The sequence below is a fragment of the Erwinia sp. JH02 genome, assembly GCF_013074405.1.
Lineage (GTDB): Bacteria > Pseudomonadota > Gammaproteobacteria > Enterobacterales > Enterobacteriaceae > Erwinia > Erwinia rhapontici.
Genome location: NZ_JABANZ010000002.1, coordinates 327,636 through 348,895, shown reverse-complemented (window position 1 = coordinate 348,895; position 21,260 = coordinate 327,636). Strand labels below are relative to the sequence as shown.

The following is a 21,260-nucleotide window of genomic DNA, read 5'->3' as shown; positions in this document are numbered from 1 at the left end:
GGGTGATCGCAGAGGATCGCCCCTGTTTGCTGCTATTGCCCCGGTGTTTCCAGTCTGCTGTAACCCAGTCCGTTAATCTTTTTCACCTTTATCTGCACCGGAATACGTTCCTTCATTGCCTCAACGTGGCTGATTACCCCAATCGTTTTGCCACTGGCATTGAGCGCATCCAGCGCATCAAGCGCACTGTCGAGTGTCTCCGCATCCAGCGTGCCAAAGCCTTCATCCAGGAACAGTGACTCAATACGGGTTTTATGGCTGACCAGATCGGAAAGGGCCAGCGCCAGCGCCAGACTGACAAGGAAGCTTTCGCCACCGGACAGCGTGCGGGTATCACGCTGTGCGTCAGCCTGCCAGGTATCAACAACCTGAAGCTCTAACGCTTCCTGCGATTTGCGCTGCAACAGATAGCGACCGTGCAGACGGTTAAGCTGATTGTTGGCCAGCCACACCAGATGATCTAACGTCAGCCCCTGGGCAAAGCGGCGGAATTTATCCCCTTCTTTGGAACCGATAAGCTGATTGAGGTAGCTCCAGTCTTCCAGCTGCTGTTCGTTAGCGGCGATCTCAGCCAGCAATGTCTGCTGTTGTGTGCGCCGTTCGCTGTCATCTCGCAGTTGCTGACGTAGCTGACCCTGCTGGCTGGCCAGCTCGCGCAGTTGCTGATTTAACTCACTCAGCTGGCTTTCCAGTAGTATCCGTTGTGCAGGCAGGTCATCAAAATGGCCTGATTGGTTCACCATTTCGTCTAATTGCGATTGTAGATTAATCAACTGCTCATTTAGTGATTTATGCTGTCCGGTCAGGGTATTTATCCTGTCCTGCTGCTGTTGCCACGCAGTCTGCGCCTGGCGAACGGCCTGCGCATGCTGTTCCGTCTCTGTTCGCAGCTGCTGCTGTGCAGTCGTAACGTCGCGATCGCCAAACAATGCCTGGCGCTGCTGCTGGCAGTGCTTCAGCGTTTCCTGCTGTTGTTGCAGACGCTGGTCGAGCTGAGCCAGGCGTGCCTGTTGTTGTTGTAACTCTTCTTCCAGCGCCTGTTGGCGGCTGGAGAGTGTCGCCAGTTCAGGGACCAGCGCAGCCAGCGCCTCGCTGTTGCTGCGCCACTGTTGCCACTCCGTTTCGCGCAGCTGCAACCAGCGCTGGTAATCACCATCCTGCGGCAGTGTCAGCCCCAGCGGTGCAACCCCTTCTGCCAGCTTGATGCGCAACTGTTGTGCGCGCTGTTCATCCAGGGTGAGCTGTTGCTGCTGTTCGCTCTGCGTCTGCGTGGCGGCAGTAAACTGCTGCTGCTGAAGCTGGATCTGCTGTTGCAGGACCTGCCAGGCCTGCTGATGCTGATACAGCGCCTCTTTTTGCTGCTGGCAGTGGCGCAACGCTTGCTCCAGCTGCTGTAACTGCTGCTGCTTTGCCGTTTCCTGCTCATCCTGCTGTGCCAGCCAGTCGCTGGTCTGTTGATGCTGCTGCGGGCTGAGTGACAGCGCCAGGGCGGCGGTGGCGGACTGCCATTGCTGCTCCAGTTGCTGCATCTGACGGTTCAGTTCCGCCTCTTCCTGCAACTGGCGCTCGTCCTGCTGTTGCGCCTGTTTAAGCTGCGCGGCGCAGGTACTGCCCTGATCTTTAAGCTGTTCAACATCACGCTTTAATGCGCCCAGCCGCTGCTGATTTTCCGACAGCTGTAACGCCTGATACTGCTGTACGGCCGGATGGTTTTCTGAACCGCACAGCGGGCAGGGCTGGCCCGCTTCCAGCTGTGCCCGGTGCTGTTCCAGATCGGCAATACGCCGCTCCAGCTCACAGCGCTTTTCCAGGTCCTGCTGATGTTGATATTTCTCTTTCCAGCTGGCCCGCAGGGTAAGTAACTGCTCACTGTTTTGCTGGATCTGTTGCGTTAGCGTTTGGCGCTCCTGCTGTAAGCGCGTGAGGCGTATGTTCAACTGCTGCCACTGCGGGAGCAGGGTGGCCAGCAATAACCGCTGCGGGCGCTGGCGGGCAAATTGCTCCAGGGCGGCGCGCAGCGTCTCTTCGGGGTGCAGCTGTTGTAGCGAGGCCAGCTGTTGCTGCACTTGATCGAGGCTGGTCTGTGCGGCGGCCAGCTGCTGCTGTAACGGGGCCTGCTGCTGCTGGAACTGCTGGCTGGACTGCTCACACTCCTGTACCTGGCGCTGCTGGGCCTGGAGTCGCAAGCGTTGTGCGGTCAGTGACTGCTCACTATCCTGCTGCTGGCTAAAGCGTTCACGCCACAGCGGCAGATGCTCGCCATAGTGCGCATACGACGGATGTGCCTCACGCCAGGTGCTTAACTGCTGCTGTTGCGCCTGTTTTTCCTGTTGAGTCTGCTGGTTTTTAGCGCTTTCCTGCTGGCGCGTGGTGAGTGCAAGTTGGTGTTCACTTCGCTCACGCTCCAGCTGCTGTTGCTGTTCGCGCAATGTGGCCAGTTGCAAATCAAGCGGCAGGACCTGTTCGGCGATCAGGGTTTCCTGTTGCAAACGCAGCGTCTGGTGTTGCGCCTGCGCCTGCACGATCTGCTCTTGCTGCTGCGTGGCCAGAACCAGCGCCTGCTGTGCCTGCTCCCGCTGTTGATCCAGCTGCTGCGCGCTGACGGTCAGCTGTTGCTGCTCCCGTTGCAAGCGTTCAATCTGTTGCAGTTCCTGACTTTTTTTCAGTTGGATCTGCTGTTGTGAAGTAAGCACCTGCTCCTGCTCCACACTTTGTGCCAGCTGGCTGTTAAGGAGGGCGCACTGCTCTTCGGTGAGCAAACTCATACCGCTGGACTGGGCGCGCAGGGTATCCAGCGTCACCTTCGCCTGTTTATGGCGATCAAACACCGCCGCCGACAGTCGACCGTATATTTCGGTGCCGGTCAGCTCTTCCAGTAGCTCGGCACGTTTATTGGCATCGGCATTGAGGAACGCGGCAAACTGCCCTTGTGACAGCATCATCGATTTGGTGAAGCGTTCGAAGTCCAGCCCGGTCAGACTGGCTACCCTCTCCAGCTTATCTTTGACCTTGTCGGCCACGATGTGATTATCGCTACAGCGTGCCAGCTCAACCCGCGGTGCCTGCAGGTTGCCATCGGCGGCGCCGCGAGCGCGGCTCTGGCTCCAGAAAGCGCGCCAGGCAACACCTTTCACCTCAAATTCCACTTCAGCCAGGCACTCGGCGGTGTCACGGGTCATCAGATCATTTTGCGACTGAGTGATGCCTTTCAGGCGCGGTGTTTCGTGATACAACGCGAGGCAGATGGCATCCAGCAGGGTGGTTTTACCTGCGCCCGTCGGGCCGGTAATAGCGAACAGGCCGTTGCTGGCAAAAGGTTCTGCGGTGAAGTCGATTTTCCACTCACCCTTCAGCGAGTTGAGGTTTTTAAAGCGCAGCGTCAGAATTTTCATGATGGCTGCTCCTCATGGCGAACGGCTTCCAGCGTTTGAGCAAACAGCACTCTGGCGCGTTCCAGCCGTTCAGGTTCCTCGGCCTCCAGCGCCAGACGGCGGGAAAACACCTCTTCAACACTCAATTCATTCAGCGTTTCATTGTTCTGTCGGGCGATCACCTGTTCGCGCTGTTCGCGGCTGCGACGCAGCAGCACCACTTCTACGGGCAGGGATTCGGTCAGCTCCTGGATACGGCGCTGTAACTCACTGAGGTAAGCATCGGTGACGATTTCAATGTCCAGCCAGATGGTGCCACCCTGTGGATCGGCCGTGAGAGCCGCCAACTGCTGCTCAATCTGTTCCAGAGAGCCTTTGATCATCTGCATTGGCTGGAATAACGGGATCGGTAAGGCTTCGACCGCGCTGAGTTTGCCGTCGCTGAAGTCGACCTGAAACACGCTTTTGGCTTTACCCAGCTCATCAAAACTGAGCGGGATCGGCGAGCCGCTGTAGCGAATATGATCGCTATCGGCAATGCGCTGAGCGCGATGGATATGCCCCAGGGCGATATAGTCCGCAGGGGGAAAACAATCGGCGGGGAAGGCATCCAGCGTGCCGATATAGATATCACGCACGGCATCGCTTTTGGTCACGCCCATCGTGGTCAGATGGCCGGTGGCAATAATCGGGAGCGGCAGGCCCAGCGCATCACGTTGTTTCAGCGCTTCCTGCCAGCACTGCTGATAGTGTTCAGTTATGGCTTCCAGCAGGCTTTGCTGCTTTTCACGCCCTGACTGCCCGCTCTGGCTGCGCAGAATATCGCGCGGGCGCAAAAATGGAATGGCGCACAGCAGTGCTCCTGGCTGGCCATCGCGGCGATTAAGAACCAGAACCTGTTGACGAACATCGTCGCAGGCGGCGGCGATCACCCGAGTGTTCAGGCAGGCCAGCAGCTCGCGGGATTCATTCAGCATGGCGACTGAATCGTGATTGCCGCCCAGTACCACCAGTTGACAGCCGGTCTGCTGCAGATTGACCACGAAGCGGTTATACAGCTCACGCGCGTAGCTCGGCGGAGAGCCGGTATCAAAGATGTCGCCTGCCACAATAATCGCATCCGCCTGCTGTGCTTCTGCGTTCACCAGCAGCCAGTCAAGAAATGCCTGGTGCTCGGCTGCCCGGCTTTTGGTGTAGAAAAACTGGCCAAGATGCCAGTCGGCAGTATGAATGATGCGCATGGGGGTCCTTTCATGGCAGAAAGCGTGGGGAGTATTATACCTGTCCTGCATCCCGAATTATTCAGAGCAGATAAACATATTGATGAGGAGGGGATTTTATTTAATTCCATCAATGCTTTTAGGGGGTGCTTTTTTCATAAAAGTGTCATAAAACTGACGCATAATGGCGCCGCATATCCCCGTGACAACCTGTCACTGTAGCAGGAGCAATAATGGCCAAGCGCATTCTGGTGGTTGAAGATGAAGCCCCAATCCGTGAGATGTTGTGTTTCGTTCTGGAACAAAATGACTATCAACCGATCGAAGCCGAGGACTATGACAGCGCAGTAAGTATGCTCATTGAGCCGTGGCCGGATTTAATCCTGCTGGACTGGATGCTCCCGGGTGGTTCCGGCATTCAGTTTATTAAGCATCTGAAGCGTGAAGCCATGACCCGGGATATTCCGGTTATGATGCTGACCGCGCGTGGCGAAGAAGAAGATCGCGTCCGTGGCCTGGAAGTGGGTGCCGACGATTACATTACGAAACCCTTCTCACCCAAAGAGCTGGTGGCCCGTATTAAAGCGGTGATGCGCCGTATTTCACCGATGGCGGTGGAAGAGGTGATTGAAATGCAGGGGCTGAGTCTTGATCCGTCATCGCATCGCGTGATGTCTGACACGCAACCGCTGGAAATGGGGCCGACCGAATATAAATTGCTGCACTTCTTTATGACGCATCCTGAGCGTGTTTACAGCCGTGAGCAGTTGCTAAACCATGTCTGGGGAACTAACGTTTACGTCGAAGATCGTACCGTTGATGTGCACATTCGTCGCTTACGTAAGGCGCTGGAACTGACCGGGCACGATCGTATGGTGCAGACGGTTCGCGGAACAGGTTATCGTTTCTCTGCACGCTATTGATTGTTCGCGCTGGAGTCTGAACCGTGTTGGAACGCCTCTCCTGGAAGAGATTATTGTTTGAGCTGCTGCTTGCCGGTTTGCCCGCGTTACTGCTCGGGCTGCTGGTGGGTTGGCTCCCCTGGCTGCTGTTAATCTCAGTACTCTGTGTGCTGGGCTTTCATTTCAACAACTTACTTCGACTCTCTCACTGGCTGTGGGTTGACCGCAGCATGACACCTCCCAGCGGCCGTGGCAGCTGGGAACCGCTGTTTTACGGCCTGTATCAAATGCAGGCGCGTAACCGCCGCCGCCGCCGTGAACTCGGTCATCTGATCAAACGTTTTCGTAGCGGTGCAGAATCTCTGCCTGATGCGGTGGTACTGACCACCGAAGAGGGGACGATTTTTTGGTGCAACGGCCTCGCACAGCAGATGCTGGGGCTGCGCTGGCCGGAAGATAACGGGCAGAATATCCTCAATCTGCTGCGTTACCCCGAGTTTACCCGCTATCTGCGTCAGCGTGATTTTTCTCGCCCGCTTACGCTGGTGCTGAACAGCCATCGCCATCTTGAATTTCGTGTGATGCCTTACAGTGAAGGGCAATGGTTGCTGGTGGCGCGTGATGTCACCCAGATGCATCAGCTGGAAGGGGCCCGGCGTAACTTCTTTGCTAATGTCAGCCATGAACTGCGTACGCCGCTCACCGTATTGCAGGGGTATCTGGAGATGATGAACGATTCCGTGCTGGAGGGCAGTCTGCGCGATAAGGCGCTGCACACCATGCAGGAGCAGACTAAACGCATGGACAGCCTGGTGAAACAGTTGCTGACCTTGTCACGCATTGAAGCTGCCCCGGCAATCGATTTGCAGGAAACCGTGGATGTGCCGATGATGCTGCGGGTGTTGCAGCGTGAAGCGGAAACGCTCAGTAACGGCCGCCATGATATTTATTTCCATACCGACCCGCATTTGCGCGTGTTTGGCAACGACGAGCAGCTGCGCAGTGCGATCTCCAATCTGGTGTATAACGCGGTTAACCATACGCCGGATGGCACGCGTATTGATATCAGCTGGCTGCGCAGCCCGCAGGGGGCACAGTTTAAGGTTAAAGATAATGGACCCGGGATTGCACCGGAACACCTGCCTCGTCTGACCGAGCGTTTCTATCGGGTTGATAAAGCGCGTTCCCGACAGACGGGCGGTAGCGGATTAGGGCTGGCTATCGTGAAGCATGCGCTCAGCCACCACAATACGCGCCTGGATATCAGCAGTACGCCCGGCGCTGAAACCTGTTTCAGCTTTCAATTGCCACCAAGGTTGATTGTCAGTGCCGAACTGGTCGAGAATGCGTTGCATTAAGTCTCACGGAACCCATGCAATGAAAATGTTAATCGCGCTGGCGCTGGTGCTGGTCAGTTCGCAGGTCCCGGCGAAGCAGGGCATGTTGGCGGGGAATCTCACCAGCGTTGGCTCGGATACGCTGGGTAACCTGATGGCGCTGTGGGGTGAGAGTTTTAATCGTCAGTATCCCGGTGTGAATGTGCAGATCCAGGCGGCCGGTTCGTCGACTGCGCCGACTGCGCTTGCCGCGGGGGCTGCTCAGCTAGGTGCGATGAGCCGCCCGATGCAGGCGGTAGAACGCCAGTTATTTGAAGACAGTTACGGTTATCAGCCGCTGGCTGTACCGGTGGCGATGGATGCGCTGGTGGTGGTGGTCAATCAGGATAACCCGTTAACCGGCCTGAATGCCCAGCAACTGGACGCCATTTTCTCGGTGACGCGTCGCTGTGGCGGGTTATCCGTGCCCAAAACCTGGGGGGATTTACAGTTAACTCAGCCCGGTTGGGCGACGCGGGGATTACAGCGCTTTGGCCGTAACTCGGCCTCCGGGACTTGGGGATTCTTCAAACAGCAGGCGCTGTGTAACGGTGACTTCCGTAATGATGTCGGAGAATATCCCGGCTCTGCCGCTGTGGTGCAGGCCGTTGCGGGAACGTTGAATGGCATTGGTTATGCCAGTGCCGGGTTTCATATCAGCGGCGTCAAAACCGTGCCGGTGGCGCGTGATGGCAATGACTGGATCGCGCCAAGCGCCGAGAATATTCGCAGCGGCCGCTATCCTTATGCCCGTCCTCTTTATATCTATGTCAATAAAGCGCCCGATAAACCACTGGAGCCTCTGACGGCTGCCTTTTTGCGTTTAGCGCTCTCTCCACAGGGCCAGGCGCTGGTCAGCCAGGCTGGGTATCTGCCCCTGTCTGAGCAGCAGATGCAGCGCGCCCGTGCGATGCTGGCCGAGTAACCGTGCCTTCGGGCGAGGCGTGCCTCGCCCCTACAATACATGGGTCCCCGTCTCGTAGGGGTCAGGCACGCCTGCCCCCTGTACCCGTGCCTCGCCCCTACAATATATTGCTCCCATCTCGTAGGGGTCAGGCACGCCTGACCCTGTCACTGTGCCTCGCCCCTACAATATATTGCTCCCACCTTGTAGGGGTCAGGCACGCCTGACCCTCACTCAGTCATCATGAAAATTATTCATCTGCCGTGAAATTTCTTCGGTTGCCGCTGAAGGTTTCTCATGAGACCTTTAGCTCAACAGACATATAGACATCCAGATGTCTAAAAATAACCTGATGTAATTATTACGTCACTAAATTATGCGCCGCGTGCAGGCCAGGAGTTTTCATCATGACAACATTTACCCCATACCGTGCCGAAGTGGTTGGCAGCTACCTGCGTCCGGCTGAGATTAAACAGGCTCGTAAGCAGTTTGAGGCTGGTGAGATAGATGCTGCGGCACTGCGTGCGGTGGAAGATGAAGCGATCCGTAAGGTGGTAGCCCATCAGCGTGAAAACGGTTTGCAGGTGGTGACTGATGGCGAATTCCGCCGCGCCTGGTGGCATTTCGACTTCTTCGATGGTCTGGATGGCGTGGAGCGTTATGAGGCCGAGCAGGGTATTCAGTTTAACGGTGTGCAGACAAAAGCACGGGGTGTGAAAGTGACCGGTAAGCTGGGCTTTAGCAATCATCCGATGCTGGAAGATTTCCGTTTCCTGCAAAGCATCAGTGGCGATGCCGTGGCTAAGATGACCATTCCAAGCCCCAGTGTGTTGCACTTCCGCGGTGGGCGTAAAGTGATTGATGCTGAGGTTTATCCTGATCTGGATGTCTATTTTGACGATCTGGCGCAGACGTATCGTGACGCCATTAAAGCCTTCTATGATGCTGGCTGCCGTTATCTGCAACTGGATGATACTGTCTGGGCCTATCTGTGTTCTGACGATCAGAAACAGCAGATCCGCGAACGTGGCGATAACCCGGAAGAGCTGGCCCGCACCTATGCCCGTGTACTGAATAAAGCCATCGAAGGGAAGCCGGATGACCTGGTCATTGGCCTGCATGTCTGTCGTGGCAACTTCCGATCCACCTGGATCTCCGAAGGTGGCTATGAGCCGGTGGCCGAAATCCTGTTTGGCGGCGTCAACATTGATGCTTTTTTCCTGGAGTACGATAACGAGCGTTCTGGTGGATTTGAGCCATTACGCTTTATCAAACCGGGCAAACAGCAGGTGGTTCTGGGCCTGATCACCACGAAAATAGGGGAGCTGGAAGCCGCTGAAACGGTGGAAAAACGCATTCGCGAGGCATCACAGTTTGTCCCCCTGGATCAAATTTGCCTGAGCCCTCAGTGCGGCTTTGCTTCAACGGAAGAGGGCAATAGCCTGACGGAAGAGCAGCAGTGGGCTAAGCTGCGCCTGGTGGTGGATGTCGCCAGCCGCATCTGGTAATGACTGCATCATTTTGTGTACAGGGCGCGGTTTTCCGCGCCTTTTGTGCATATGACGAGGGTTTATTGCAGAAATTAACGTTGTGTCGGACGAAAAAGATACAAATCATGTAAGGCATTCTTCATCAGATCTAAATATATGCACTGGTTATGCAGTCTTTTGCGCTATATCATCCTGCTTTTCCGATCCCGTATTGCCTTTCTTCGCTATAAACGTTCTACTTACCCCCGTTTTTTCGTCATCCCCCTGCATACAGAAAATAATCAGCTCACATTCGCTGTCAACCCGGTATTACAAAGTGCATTCCACTGTATTGGTTTGATTCGGCGGCGTTTTTAGAGCGAGCAGGGGGACAGGTTTTCAATTTGAGCCTGACATTACGACTTTTCACACCATCACGGGCAACACAATTTCTTATGACACATCGTTTAACTTCGAAAGATATCCTGGCGCTGGGCTTTATGACATTTGCCCTGTTCGTCGGTGCGGGAAACATCATTTTCCCCCCTATGGTGGGGATTCAGTCTGGCGAACATGTCTGGATGGCCGCTATCGGTTTTCTGATCACGGCTGTGGGTCTGCCGGTGATTACGGTGATTGCGCTGGCGCGCGTGGGTGGTGGCATTGATGCCCTCAGCTCACCGATTGGCAAGGCGGCTGGCATCGTGCTGGCCACCGTCTGCTATCTGGCCGTTGGCCCGCTGTTTGCCACACCGCGTACGGCGACCGTGTCGTTTGAAGTGGGGATTGCCCCACTGACCGGTGATGGTGCGTTGCCGCTGATGATCTACAGCGTCGTCTACTTCGCCCTGGTGATTGGCATTTCCCTCTATCCTGGCAAACTGCTGGATACCGTGGGGCACGTACTGGCACCACTGAAAATTTTCGCACTGGCTGTTCTGGGCCTGGCCGCGCTGCTGTGGCCTGCGGGCGGTCTTGCACCGGCAACGGCTGATTATCAGCGTGCGGCGTTCTCGAGCGGCTTTGTGAACGGTTATCTGACCATGGATACCCTCGGCGCGCTGGTGTTCGGTATTGTTATCGTCAATGCAGCACGCTCACGCGGCATCACAGAAGCGAAGTTACTCACGCGTTACACCGTGATAGCCGGCTTGATTGCGGGTGTGGGTCTGACGTTGGTATACCTGGCACTGTTTAAACTGGGTTCCGACAGTGCATCCATTGTTGACCAGAACGCTAACGGTGCGGCCATTCTGCATGCCTACGTACAGCATACCTTTGGCGGTATGGGCAGCTTCTTCCTGGCGGCGCTGATTTTTGTTGCCTGCATGGTGACCGCTGTCGGCCTGACCTGTGCCTGCGCGGAGTTCTTTGAGCACTACTTGCCTCTTAGCTATCGTCAGCTGGTGTTTATTCTTGGTCTGTTCTCGATGGTGGTGTCTAACCTGGGTCTGAGTCATTTGATTCAAATTTCAATTCCAGTGTTAACTGCGATTTACCCACCTTGCATCGTACTGGTACTGTTGAGCTTCACTTTAAAATGGTGGAAAAAAAGCTCAAGGATTATTGCGCCAACGATGCTGGTTAGCCTGGTTTTCGGCATTGTTGATGCAATCAAAAGTACGAACTTAAAGGCACTTCTGCCAGCAGTAACCCAGAATCTGCCACTGGCAGACCAAGGTTTGGCATGGTTGCCACCTTCACTGGTGATGCTGGTATTGGTAGCCGTGTACGATCGCGTTACAGGCCGCCAGTCGGTTACTGCGCATCAGCAATAGCGTTGTAAAAACTCCCCCTTACCTCCTTGCCGGTAAGGGGCCGACAGGTGTAAATATGACAAGTACAACACTCAAAAAGGGACTGAGTACCCGCCATATCCGGTTTATGGCTCTGGGTTCTGCCATTGGCACCGGACTGTTTTATGGTTCGGCTGACGCCATCAGAATGGCTGGTCCTGGCGTTTTGATTGCCTATATGGTGGGTGGGCTCGCGGCCTATATTATTATGCGCGCCCTGGGTGAAATGTCCGTTAACAACCCACAGGCCAGCTCTTTCTCCCGCTACGCACGTGATTACCTCGGCCCGCTCGCAGGCTATATCACCGGCTGGACCTACTGTTTTGAAATCCTGATTGTTGCCATTGCCGATGTCACCGCTTTCGGCATTTATATGGGCGTGTGGTTCCCGGACGTTCAGCACTGGATTTGGGTATTGAGCGTGGTGCTGATTATCGGCGCGCTTAACCTCGCGACGGTAAAGGTGTTTGGTGAGGTCGAATTCTGGCTGTCACTGTTTAAAGTGGCCACCATTATCGTGATGATCGTGGCCGGTTTTGGCATTATTTTTTGGGGCATTGGCAACGGTGGCCAGGCAACGGGGATCAGTAATCTGTGGACCCACGGCGGTTTTGTCCCCAATGGCTGGATAGGCGTGGTGCTGTCATTGCAAGTAGTGATGTTTGCCTTCGGTGGTATTGAAATTATCGGCATCACAGCCGGTGAAGCGAAAGATCCGCAGGTGTCGATTCCTCTGGCGATTAATACGGTACCGCTGCGTATTCTGGTGTTCTATGTCGGTACGCTGTTTGTGATTATGTCCATTTACCCCTGGAACCTGGTGGGGACGAACGGTAGTCCGTTTGTACTGACTTTCCAGAATTTGGGCATAGCCGCCGCCGCAACAATTCTTAATTTTGTGGTGATTACCGCCTCCCTGTCTGCGATTAACAGCGATGTGTTTGGCGTGGGGCGTATGCTCCACGGTATGGCAGAGCAGGGACATGCGCCGAAAGTGTTTGCTTCCGTATCACGCAGAGGCGTGCCGTGGGTCACGGTGCTGGCGATGATGATGGCGATGCTGGTGGCGGTATACCTCAACTACCTGATGCCAGAGAAAGTGTTCCTGGTGATTGCCTCATTGGCCACGTTTGCTACCGTCTGGGTGTGGATTATGATCCTCTTCTCGCAGATCGGCTTCCGTCGTACGTTGACGCCTGAGCAACAGAAAGCGCTGAAGTTTTCGCTGCCGGGTGGCACGGCCACTGCCGTAGTGGGGATTCTGTTTCTGATGTTTGTGATTGGGCTGATTGGTTATTTCCCGGATACCCGTATTTCACTTTACGTCGGGATGGGGTGGATCCTGTTGCTGCTGGTGAGCTGGCAATGGGTGAAACGTAAGAATCGTTAGACAGCATGTGAGCGACGTTTGTTAATGCTGGCCAGTAAGATGGCCAGCATTATCTTCTGTCTCTTTTTAAGCTGGTGTTGATCGTCTTGCGCTAAAGATCGCCAACAGCGGAGCAACAGCCAGTACGATAAACATCACCCATGCTGCATTGCTGGCACCTTCTATTCCACCGGGTATATTCAGCCCTCCCAGATTCGCCAACATCCCGGCCAGTGCGGCGCCCAGCGCAGTGGCAAACAGTTGTACCGTGGAGATTGAGGTCGCTGCGGCATCCTGATCCTCTTCCGGTGTGACATCCAGCACCCGTGCCAGCAGATGGGGCCAGCCCAGCCCGATACCAAAGCCAACCAGCAGTAATCCCAGCGAAATGATGACCACCAGCGTTCGCCCATAGTCGCTTTGTACCGGCAGGGAGAATGACAGTATCGCCATTCCGGCCAGAACCAGTATGGGTCCGGTAATGATCGCCAGCGAAACACGCCTGGCGCGCCAACCGGAGCTCCAGATTTCGGCCAGCGTCCAGCCCGCCGCCATCAGTGCCGCCAGATAGCCGGACATCAGCGGAGTCTGCCCGTGCAGATTTTGTAGAAAGTAGGGCACAAAGGTTTCACTGGTCATGCCGACAACCAGCAGGCCGATAGTCAGATAAAGTGGTAGCAGAGGGGAACTCAGGCGCAGTGCGTTACGTGGCAGCAGGCAGGCATCACTGCGCAACTCCTGGCGGATTAATAGTGCCATCATCAGGACTGCCAGCCCGACACCGATCAGATTGTCAGTGAGTGCTGAGCTGGTGCTGCCAATGCTGATTGCCAGCACCGCAGCGGTAAGCAGCATCAGCTGTACCCACGGCAGGCGAGTGGCGGGCCTGCGCTCCTCGCTATCATCGGGTAAAGCCCGCCAGACGACCCATGCGTAGATGAATGTCACCGGTAGCAGAAAACCAAAAGCCAGCCTCCATGCATCGATATCGGCAAAAATTCCGCCAATAGCCGGACCGACCAGGGTCGCCACTCCCCACATACCAGAAATGAGCGCGAAGGCACGTGTCCAGAGCGAACGTTCAAATACTGAATAAATCATGCTGTAGCCAAGTGCAAACAGGTACCCTCCACCTAGCCCCTGAACGGTGCGTCCCAGCAACATCATCAGCATACTCGGTGCCAGGGCACACAGCAGAGAACCCGCGATAAACAACAGAATAGCAATAGCATAGGTGCCGCGAGACCCGGTCCGGCTCAACGTCCGACTGGTGAGCGCCGAGCCAAGTATGGAGGCCACCACAAACAGCGTAGTATTCCATGCGTAAAGATGTAGCCCGCCAATCTCTTTGACGACCGAAGGTAGCACGGTGGTCGCGATGTAAATATTAATGGCATGCAGTGCCACTCCTCCCGACAGCGCAATCGAGCGTGCGGCATTCTTTCCGGAGAGAAGATCTCCCCAGTTTCCTTCATGTGATGACATAATGGCTCCTTTAAACCCTGCAGTGAGTCACCCTGGGGTTGTCGGCCGCACAGCCCTGAGGTAAAATAATAAAACAAGTAAATGCTTTGAATATTAAGGGGGGGAAAGAAAAACTTGTCAATAAATCACTTGCCTGCCACGTCTGAAGAGCACTTATCGTCATCAAAGCGTCTGTTGTACATGCTGAAAACTCGTGGGCCTCAGCAGTCTTCCGGGGCGGGAAAGGCGCTGGGAATGACAGCAGAAGCCGCGCGCCAACAGTTCACCAAACTGGCAACAGAGGGACTGGTGACCGCTGTTTCCCGGTCACAAGGTGTTGGGCGGCCTTCGCAGTTTTGGCAGCTTACCGCAGAAGGGGAAAAGCAATTTCCTGATACACACCCTGAACTGACCGTACAACTGCTGGAAGTGGTTCGCGATTCTTTTGGTGAACAGGCCATTGAGATATTGATTGCGAAACGTGAGCAGAAATCCCGGGAGCTTTACTGGCAGGAGCTTGGTCATCTGAAAGGTTTAACCGCACGGGTTGCACGACTGGCAGAGATACGCTCCGCTGAAGGCTATATGGCGGAATACGAAACAATGGATGATGGCAGCCTGCTGCTGATTGAAAACCACTGTCCCATCTGCGCTGCCGCGGCGACCTGTCAGGGCTTTTGTCGTGCAGAACAGGCCATTTTCACTGAGGTGCTGGAGGCCGAGGTGGTCCGCGTGGAACATATTCTCAGCCAGTCACGGCGCTGTGCTTATAGTGTGAAACCGTATCAGGACGAATAATTCCCTGGCTTTTCCATTCAACCGGAATAAATAAAAAGTTAACGTATTTATTCCGGTGTCAGGAGTCAGGCTGGTGTAATCGGAAACGCTGAACGCAACGATATACGTTCACCCTGATGATTGTCGCTATCTCTTACTGTTCGTAGCTGACCGGTGCCAGCACCTCGTGATCGATATTTTTCCTGATACGGTTTAGCGTTGATTCATAAGGGCAAAGCGTACCGACCTTGGTGATTTTACAGCCGTCGAATCCCAGCTCGCTGATCAGCGGTGGCTGAGTGGCGTTGAGCGGTGTCAGATAACGAATTTGATCGAGTGTCTGCGCCTGGAAATAGAGACGGATATAACGTTTTCCGGTCTGCGTCTCGCGCCAGCGTTCAAACACCAGACTGCCCGCCGGAGGAATGTTGCCTCGCGGATAACTGGCCTGCTGCCAGCTAAAGTTCAGCATGGTACGCAGCCAGGAAATGTTGGTGTCGTGCGCGACATACAGCAGCCATCGCACGTCGGGCGGCCCTCCTTTTACCGGTTGGGTTGCCAGCGCTTTGGCGATTTGATCCATTAATATCGATCCGCCACGCTGCGCGATATAAGGCACATCGTTGATATAATCATATTTTGTGGTTAGCAGCGGCATCAGTTTTGCCACGTCAGCGGCGGAGTGAACGTGGCCAAAAGCCACGTTGGCAGAAGGTTGATTTTCGCTCCATGCCAGGCGGAAAGTCTCTGCCATATTCGCCAGCGTCGCGAGTCCCTCGACCTCAAAACGCCCGTCCTTGCTACGCTTGATACTCCATGGGTGATCGAAGATAGGGCAGGGATGGTCCGCCTGACACACGGTTGCTTTCAAACGGGCGATCTCCGGGGCTGCACGCTGCTCTGCCTGCTGAACGCTCCCGCCCATAGCCTTTTCAATTCCCGCCCGGGCTTGTGCTTCGTCCAGTGGTGCCAGCCCCATCTTATCGCTCTGGAACAAGGGATCGCTGTCACCGCTGACGCTGTGCACCGTCACATCACACCCCGGGAATGCACCATCGGTTAATGCTTTCGCCGTCGCTTTTGTGCGCTGTAGCGGGCTTGCCCAGACATACAGTGTCTTGCTGTCAGGGCATCCCGACGTCAGCAACCCGGCCTGACGCCAGCCGTTTGCCTCATATCCGCCTTTCAATACCGCAGCGGCATAACCGTGCCCGGTCAGTTCGCCATCGGCGGTCAGCCACTGTGGCCAGGAGCGATCTGTCCCTGCCTCCATTGCTTTGGTGTTATCCGGCGTGGGCGGGCGGACCCCATGGCGACTGATCTCCACGACTTTTTCCAGGTGAAATGTTTCTGCCTGCACTATCTGGCTACTGAATACCGGCACCATGGCCAGGGCAAACACCAGGCGTGGCAATACCGTCTGTATCGTTAACATAATGATCCTCTATGCACACGTGTGCAATTACAAGTGTAAAAAAGGCGTGTTACAACGTTGTGACAGAATAATGACCAGAATGAAAAAATGATTCCGTGATCGTTATAACATAAAACAAATTGTCCAAATCAGGCGGAGTGACGGCGGATAAGTGTGACAGGAACAGATTTTTGCTGCGAAGGCTGGGTGAAGTTTTTCAGCCTTTCCAGTAGAGAATGAACGGCAAGTTGCGCCAGTTTGTCGGTATCTTGCTGGATCGTCGTCAGTTGATACGCAGCGAATGCGGCCTGTGGGATGTCATCAAATCCTGCGACTTTAATCGCAGAGAAAGCAGGATGCTGGTGCAAATAATCCAGGGTGCCCATCGCCAGCATATCGGTGGCACAAAAGATCGCCTGTAAATTGGGATAATCAGCAAGCAGTTTAGCTGCGGCGTCCCAACCCGCCTGATAACCGCCTCGTGGGCAGAAAAGGGCAATGGCCTGCGGCGCCTGTTCACGAAAGGCCTGCCAGCGTTGGTCAGTGCTGAAGTTTTCCGCCTCTTCCCCGATAAAGGCCAGCCGTTGCAGGCCCTGTTCCCTGAACAGGGCGGCTACCAGCTTTGCACCCTGCGCATTATCACTGCAAATGCGATCGGCACCGGGCAGGTCGGCGTGACGATTGATTAACATCACGGGGATCTTTTTTGCCAGATACTCTTCGGCCAGCGACAGTGGAGGCGCGCCGGAGGTGATGATTACTCCCGTCACATGGTAGCTGAGCAGCTGGCGAAGTGAGGGTTCTAACTGTTGGGGATCGTCGGCATTCATCAGCAGAGGAATAAACCCCTGTAACGCCAGATGATGTACCAGCGGGGCCAGCAGTTTACTGCGAAAAGGATTATCGAAGCCGGCGGTGATGATCCCGACAAAATTACTGTTACCGGTGATCATGGTGCGCGCAATGATATTCACCTGGTAGCCCAGCTCACTGGCGGCGGCCATCACCTTCTGGCGCGTCGGTTCAGAAACGGAAGCGCCAGGGGTGAAGGTACGCGAGACGGCAGAACGTGATACACCGGCAAGGCGTGCAACATCGGCCGCAGTAACCCAACTTTTGTTTTCAGACGCCATCGGCACTCCCTCTGTATGTGCCGCTGAGTATTACCGCAATACTGCGGAAAGTCATGGCGTTTCTCAGTGTGATGCGGGTTGATTCTGATAGCTTACCGGGCGAATCAGTGACCGGTCTATATTCTGGTTAAGGTGTTGCAGTACGCTGTCGTAAGGGCACAGAGTACCTGCTTCGGTTTTCTCACAGCCGGCAAATTTTAACTCGGTGATCAGTAGCGGGTGGTGGCGGTCGATGGGTGTCAGTTGACGAATCTGATCAAGACTCTGCCCCTGGAACAGAATGCGGATAAAACGTTTCCCGCTTTGTGTCTCTTTCCAGCGTTCAAATACCAGGCTTCCTGCTGGCTGGACAGTGCCACGAGGATAGTCACCCTGTTGCCAGCTGAAATCCAGCAACGTACGCAGATAGGCGATATTGACGTCATGAGCGACGTACAGCAGCCAGCGAGCCTCCGGCGGTGCATCCTGTTGCGGCGTCACGCCCTGTTGCAATGCTTTGGCAATCTGCTCCATCAATAAGGAACCGCCACGCCGGGCGACGTAGGGTTGATCGTTGGTGGCATCGTATTTCGGTGTCAGTAATGCCATGAGCTTGCCGATCTGTGCGGCACTGTCGGCGTGACCAAACGCCACCTGACTCAGCGGTTTATTATCGCTCCACTCCAGACGAAGGGTTTCTGCCATAGCCGCCAGGGTATCCAGACCGGTGATCATAATACGGCCATCGGAGGCGAATTTTATTTCCCACATTTTATCAAAGATTGGGCAGGGCTTATCTGGCTGGCAGACGGCCTTTTTCAGCAGGGAGATCTCTGGTTGCAGCCGTTTTTGTGCATCGGCTGGCGTGCCGCCCAGGGCGGTCAGTGCCCCCTGACGCTGTTGCTCCTGGTCGAGGGTGGCATATCCCGGACCCTGGTTTTGAAACAGCGGATCGTTTTTTTCCGGGGAGTGATGAATAGTGATGCCACAGCCGGGGAAGGCCCCGTCAGTCAGGGCTTCAGCAGTGGCACGGGTTCGCTGTAACGGACTGGCCCAGACAAAAATATCTTTCTCTGTCGGGCAGCCTGCGCCAAGCAGGCCAAGCTGACGATACTGGTTTCCCTCATATTGGCCTTTAAGCCATGCCGCGCTGTAGCCGTGACCAGTGAGCTGACCGTCGGCGGTTAACCAGCTTATCCAGGGGCGATCACTGCCGGTCTCCATCTCTTTACGGTTATCCACCGTTGGCGGGCGAACGCCGTGGCGGCTGATTTCCACCACTTTTTCCAGCACATAGTGAGGCGCGGCCTGGGCCATCAGGCTCAGTGAACTGAACAGGGTGGCGAGGGAAAAACGCAGAGCACTCTTTTTCATCGGGATCATCCTTGTGATGGGGGACAGGTCAGTGGGCATCATGACAAAATTTCGTCTAAAGGTGTGACGAAAGATGGGGGGCGGGAAATTGAGGTGAAAAAAAAGCCCGCCGAAGCGAGCTTTCCTGGAAAACGCACAAGCAATTACAGCTTAGAGGCGTTCTCAGTCAGGTACTTAGCAACACCTTCTGGAGATGCGCCCATACCTTCTTTTCCTTTTTCCCACTGAGCCGGGCACACTTCGCCGTGCTCTTCGTGGAATTGCAGCGCGTCAACCATGCGCAGCATTTCGTCAACGTTACGGCCCAGTGGCAGATCGTTAACCACCTGGTGGCGAACCACACCGGCTTTGTCGATCAGGAAAGAACCACGCAGAGCCACGCCCGCATCCGGGTGCTCGATGCCGTAGGCTTTCTGAATTTCACGTTTGATATCAGCAACCATTGCGTACTGAACTTCGCCGATGCCGCCTTTATCAACCGGAGTTTTACGCCATGCGTTGTGCACGAACTCTGAATCGAAGGAAACACCAACCACTTCCACGCCGCGTTTCTGGAATTCTGCATAGCGCTTGTCGAAAGCGATCAGCTCAGAAGGGCATACGAAGGTGAAGTCCATTGGCCAAAAGAACACAACGGTGGCTTTACCAGCGGTGTGTTTTTTAAAGTTGAAGTTTTCTACGATCTCACCGTTGCCCAGTACGGCTGCGGCGGTAAAATCAGGGGCTGGACGAGTTACCAGGACCATGTTCACTCCTGTAAAAGTAAGTTGAAATAAGGTGACAATACGCGGGCAGTATACGGGGCGTGCCCTGTCAGGGACCAGCGTGCTGTACCGATTATTAAGATAGGCTATACCTATCAAAATCGTAGTAATTATCAAGCAGTTTCATACAATAACCTTTTTTAAAAAAAGGGCAAGGTGTAAAACTGGGCAAGATGTTTCACAACTTTCGCTGAACAGCTTGCGCCATCATACGCGGGTAAAGCTGCCAGAATAACACTTCAAGCTGTTGATAGTTATCAACGAAATCTTGATAACTGTCTTCCAGTGCCGCCAGTTTAGGACGGCGGCTCGCCATTCCGCGCAGCACCTCTTGCAGAAAAGGAGCATCGGCATAACGCTCCATCCAGCGTCCGGTCCATAAGTAGTGATTAAGATTCTGGAATCGCTCCGGGGTTGTCCCAAGTTGCGGTTCGATCACACTTTTCACCTGTGACAAAAAAGCTGGCAAAGAAATTTCCGGCACCAGCTTATCCCAGTGAGATGACAGAAAATGATCCCAGATGACGTCAAGCGTAATCGGTGCCACCCGGCGAGTATTGCTGCGAAAAAGCTGGCGGGCGCTGCGCACTTCCGGCAAGGAATCGGTCAGTGCATCAATCCGGCGGTGAAGTGCAATACCGTCAGCGATAGCTTCAGGCCATTGCTGATGCGGGTTGCCGCGCACATAGTCTGCCATCATATTGCCCAGCAGCGAGCTGTTGGCAAGGGTGGCCATATGGAGGTGAGCAAGATAGTTCATGGCGCGATTCTAGCGTAGTTTCTGTCGATATTAAGCAGATTGTTTAGCTATGAGCAGTTTTCAGCTAGAATGTGCGCCCTGATTTCCCAGACTGTGAATGACCATGCGCGTTGCCGATTTTACTTTTGAGTTGCCCGAATCTTTGATTGCCCACTATCCGCAAGCCCAGCGCAGCGGGTGCCGCCTGCTATCGCTGAATGGCCCGGATGGCGAACTGACGCATGGGGTATTCACCGATTTGCTGGATAAGCTCAATCCCGGCGATCTTCTGGTGTTTAATAATACCCGGGTGATCCCGGCACGTATTTTTGGCCGTAAGGCCAGCGGTGGAAAAATCGAGGTGCTGATTGAGCGCATGCTCGATGATAAACGCGTGCTGGCACATGTACGTTCCTCGAAAGCCCCTAAGCCAGGCACTGAATTGCTGCTGGGTGATGATGAAAATGTGCAGGCCACCATGGTGGCACGTCATGATGCGTTGTTTGAAATTGAGTTTCATGATGAGCGGCCGGTTCTCGATATTCTGAACGCCATTGGCCATATGCCGCTGCCGCCGTATATTGATCGCCCGGATGAAGACGCCGACCGCGAACTTTATCAGACGGTGTACAGCCAGAAACCAGGGGCGGTAGCTGCCCCAACAGCGGGCCTGCATTTTGATGAGCCTTTGCTGGCTGCGCTGCGTGAGAAAGGTATTGAGACAGCGTTTGTCACCCTGCATGTTGGCGCGGGGACCTTCCAGCCGGTGCGCGTTGACACCATCGAAGATCATATTATGCACGCGGAATACGCCGAAGTGCCGCAGGATGTGGTGGATGCAGTGCTCGCCTGTAAAGCACGCGGCAACCGGGTGATCGCGGTCGGCACCACCTCGGTGCGTTCGCTGGAAAGCGCCGCGCAGGCGGCGCAGGATGCGCTGATTGCCCCGTTCTTCGGCGATACGAAAATCTTTATCTACCCTGGATATCACTATCAAGTCATTGATGTGCTGGTGACCAATTTCCACCTGCCAGAATCGACGCTGATTATGCTGGTGTCGGCGTTTGCCGGATATCAACACACGATGCAGGCTTACCAGCAGGCCGTGGCTGAAAAATATCGTTTCTTCAGTTATGGTGATGCGATGTTTATTACCCGTAATCCTGAGGCGTACGCCGAGATCCCGGGCCAGTAATTTTCCCGCAGGGG

16 protein-coding genes are annotated in these 21,260 nt (G+C 54.9%); 8 read left to right on the top strand and 8 right to left on the bottom strand.

Annotated elements, in window-relative coordinates:
- Positions 1-32: 32 nt before the first annotated feature.
- Both HHI26_RS06285 and sbcD read right to left on the bottom strand, forming a co-directional pair.
- Positions 33-3,392, bottom strand: coding sequence for an SbcC/MukB-like Walker B domain-containing protein (locus tag HHI26_RS06285; RefSeq protein ID WP_171148797.1), 3,360 nt, complete (start codon positions 3,390-3,392; stop codon positions 33-35).
- Positions 3,389-4,612: an exonuclease subunit SbcD gene (sbcD, locus tag HHI26_RS06280; protein ID WP_133846277.1), complete on the bottom strand. Its 1,224-nt coding sequence runs from the start codon at positions 4,610-4,612 to the stop codon at positions 3,389-3,391. The genes HHI26_RS06285 and sbcD overlap by 4 nt, the downstream gene beginning before the upstream one ends.
- A 212-nt stretch (positions 4,613-4,824) precedes the next feature.
- Between sbcD and phoB the strand changes: the two genes are divergently transcribed.
- The 6 genes from phoB to proY all read left to right on the top strand — a co-directional run bounded on the left by phoB (position 4,825) and on the right by proY (position 12,428).
- Entirely contained in the window at positions 4,825-5,514 is a 690-nt protein-coding gene (phoB, locus tag HHI26_RS06275) for a phosphate response regulator transcription factor PhoB (RefSeq protein ID WP_133846278.1), read from the top strand.
- Positions 5,515-5,537: 23 nt separating this feature from the next.
- Entirely contained in the window at positions 5,538-6,851 is a 1,314-nt protein-coding gene (phoR, locus tag HHI26_RS06270) for a phosphate regulon sensor histidine kinase PhoR (protein ID WP_133846279.1), read from the top strand.
- A gap of 19 nt (positions 6,852-6,870) precedes the next feature.
- Complete coding sequence (locus HHI26_RS06265; RefSeq protein ID WP_171148796.1) at positions 6,871-7,794, top strand: PstS family phosphate ABC transporter substrate-binding protein; 924 nt, start codon at positions 6,871-6,873, stop codon at positions 7,792-7,794.
- A gap of 386 nt (positions 7,795-8,180) precedes the next feature.
- The gene (locus HHI26_RS06260) at positions 8,181-9,281 is read left to right on the top strand and encodes a cobalamin-independent methionine synthase II family protein (RefSeq protein WP_171148795.1); all 1,101 of its coding nucleotides are present in this window, start codon (positions 8,181-8,183) and stop codon (positions 9,279-9,281) included.
- A gap of 416 nt (positions 9,282-9,697) precedes the next feature.
- Positions 9,698-11,020: a branched-chain amino acid transporter carrier protein BrnQ gene (gene brnQ / locus HHI26_RS06255; protein WP_133846282.1), complete on the top strand. Its 1,323-nt coding sequence runs from the start codon at positions 9,698-9,700 to the stop codon at positions 11,018-11,020.
- Between the two features lie 55 nt (positions 11,021-11,075).
- Positions 11,076-12,428, top strand: a complete 1,353-nt coding sequence (proY, locus tag HHI26_RS06250; protein WP_171148794.1) for a proline-specific permease ProY — start codon at positions 11,076-11,078, stop codon at positions 12,426-12,428.
- 66 nt (positions 12,429-12,494) lie between these two features.
- Here the strand turns inward: proY and HHI26_RS06245 are convergent, their stop codons facing one another.
- Entirely contained in the window at positions 12,495-13,892 is a 1,398-nt protein-coding gene (locus tag HHI26_RS06245; RefSeq protein WP_171148793.1) for an MFS transporter, read from the bottom strand.
- A 180-nt stretch (positions 13,893-14,072) separates the two neighbouring features.
- On the opposite strand from HHI26_RS06245, the gene HHI26_RS06240 reads away from it, so the two are divergent.
- Complete coding sequence (locus tag HHI26_RS06240) at positions 14,073-14,669, top strand: transcriptional regulator (RefSeq protein WP_241008246.1); 597 nt, start codon at positions 14,073-14,075, stop codon at positions 14,667-14,669.
- Positions 14,670-14,802: 133 nt separating this feature from the next.
- On the opposite strand, the gene HHI26_RS06235 is transcribed toward HHI26_RS06240, so the two are convergent.
- The 5 genes from HHI26_RS06235 to HHI26_RS06215 form a co-directional block, all read right to left on the bottom strand.
- The gene (locus HHI26_RS06235) at positions 14,803-16,083 is read right to left on the bottom strand and encodes a histidine-type phosphatase (RefSeq protein WP_171148791.1); all 1,281 of its coding nucleotides are present in this window, start codon (positions 16,081-16,083) and stop codon (positions 14,803-14,805) included.
- A gap of 128 nt (positions 16,084-16,211) precedes the next feature.
- Positions 16,212-17,195, bottom strand: a complete 984-nt coding sequence (locus HHI26_RS06230) for a LacI family DNA-binding transcriptional regulator (protein ID WP_133846287.1) — start codon at positions 17,193-17,195, stop codon at positions 16,212-16,214.
- Between the two features lie 63 nt (positions 17,196-17,258).
- Positions 17,259-18,548 carry a histidine-type phosphatase gene (locus HHI26_RS06225; protein ID WP_241008230.1) on the bottom strand — a complete coding sequence of 430 codons (1,290 nt, stop codon included), beginning with the start codon at positions 18,546-18,548 and terminating at the stop codon, positions 17,259-17,261.
- A gap of 143 nt (positions 18,549-18,691) precedes the next feature.
- Positions 18,692-19,294, bottom strand: a complete 603-nt coding sequence (locus HHI26_RS06220) for a peroxiredoxin C (RefSeq protein WP_133846288.1) — start codon at positions 19,292-19,294, stop codon at positions 18,692-18,694.
- Between the two features lie 196 nt (positions 19,295-19,490).
- The gene (locus HHI26_RS06215; protein WP_133846289.1) at positions 19,491-20,072 is read right to left on the bottom strand and encodes an ACP phosphodiesterase; all 582 of its coding nucleotides are present in this window, start codon (positions 20,070-20,072) and stop codon (positions 19,491-19,493) included.
- Between the two features lie 103 nt (positions 20,073-20,175).
- On the opposite strand from HHI26_RS06215, the gene queA reads away from it, so the two are divergent.
- Positions 20,176-21,246, top strand: coding sequence for a tRNA preQ1(34) S-adenosylmethionine ribosyltransferase-isomerase QueA (queA, locus tag HHI26_RS06210; RefSeq protein WP_159337695.1), 1,071 nt, complete (start codon positions 20,176-20,178; stop codon positions 21,244-21,246).
- Positions 21,247-21,260 lie beyond the last annotated feature (14 nt).